This is a genomic window from Mesorhizobium sp. M0317 (assembly GCF_040321555.1).
GTDB lineage: Bacteria > Pseudomonadota > Alphaproteobacteria > Rhizobiales > Rhizobiaceae > Mesorhizobium.
This window is the reverse complement of sequence record NZ_JAMYRV010000100.1, coordinates 1-1554: the sequence shown is the minus strand read 5'-3', so window position 1 is coordinate 1554 and position 1554 is coordinate 1. Positions and strand designations below refer to the sequence as shown.

Below are 1554 nucleotides of genomic sequence, written 5' to 3'. Positions count from 1 at the left end.
CTCTCTCGCAAGGGCCGATAAGCGATACCGTTGCCCACAACATGGCACGCAATGGTCTGCTGCAAGCAGCGCGTTGCAATGCCGAGGTCGTGCAAGCTCTCGGTCTTGGAAAGCGGATCGCTGCCCGATGGCAAAAGGCCAATGCCAAGTGTCTGGCCGCCAACCGGAAAGCTGGGGACGTGGCAGGTGGGCTGGGTGCCATTTCAAAGTCGCTGCGCGTGCTGCTGCAATCGGCCATTCTTGCCGTCGGTGCGTACCTTGTGGTCAGGGAAGAGGCTACGGCCGGGGTCATGATTGCCAGTTCGATCATGATGGGGCGTGCGCTGGCTCCGGTCGATCTCGCCATTTCAAGCTGGAAACCCTTCCTCATGGCGCGCCAGGGTTGGGCGCGGCTGGAGGACCTCTTGGAAAAGGTTCCTGAAACCGCTCCTGTCATGCTAATGCCTGAACCTGAACGCGAACTGCGCCTCGAAAGCGTGACAATCGTTCCGCCCGGCGAAAGCAAGCCGACCGTGACCGGCATTGCGTTTGCCATTCAGGCGGGAAGCGCACTCGGGGTCATCGGTCCATCGGGCTCGGGCAAGTCGACACTCTCGCGCGCCATCGTCGGCGCATGGACGCCGGTCGCCGGGAAGGTTCGCATCGACAGCGCAAGCCTCGATCAATGGGACCGGGAAGCACTAGGCCGTCACATCGGCTATCTGCCGCAAGGTGTTGAACTGTTCGACGGCACCATTGCCGAAAACATTGCTCGTTTTGAAGATGATCCTGACCCTGAGGCTATTGTCGCCGCGGCGAAGGCAGCGGGCACGCACGAACTGATCCTCCGATTTGAGCACGGATACGAAACTCCGATTGGTGAGGCCGGATCGGCACTTTCCGCCGGGCAGCGCCAGCTTATCGGTCTTGCCCGTGCCCTTTATCGAGACCCTTTCCTTGTTGTGCTGGATGAACCCAATGCCCATCTCGATGCGGAAGGCGAGGCTGCAGTCGTTAATGCGATCGCCTCCGTGCGCGAGCGCAAGGGCATTGCGGTTGTCGTCGCCCATCGGCCGAGCGCCATCCGCGCCGTGGATTTGGTGTTGGTGATGGAAGGTGGACGGCAGCGATCATTCGGTGCGCCTTCCAAAGTCCTGAAGGCCATCGAGTCTACACAGGATAACGTGGCAGAGCGCGCTGACATGGAGGATCCCGGTGTCCGGCATTCACCAGAACAATGACGTTCCGAGCTCCATTCGCCGCCACTTCCCTTGCTCGCAATGGGCAGTGCCGGCGCGACTCGGCAACACATCCCCATGCCCGTTCTTCCGAGGGCGGCTCAACCAGAACGACCGGTTACAAAGTTTCCTGGACCGTTCTTTGAGTGTGAATGTTCGGCCGATTGCCTGGGCGCGTCCCCGCCGCCTGCGAGCCCGCAACTGCTCGGCGAAGGGCGAAGCGAACGAGAGTGCATTCATTTCATAAATGTATGCCTATCCAAGCAATCGATTTCTCCAATTGTCCGATGACGAATATGAACGACTCAGGCAGGGACATCATTAGGAGTATTTTTCG

General features: G+C 59.8%; 1 protein-coding gene. It reads left to right on the top strand.

Annotated elements, in window-relative coordinates:
* A partial coding sequence (locus NKI88_RS31670; RefSeq protein ID WP_352562815.1) for a type I secretion system permease/ATPase occupies nucleotides 1-1220 on the top strand: 1220 nt, incomplete at its 5' end.
* Nucleotides 1221-1554: the final 334 nt, after the last annotated feature.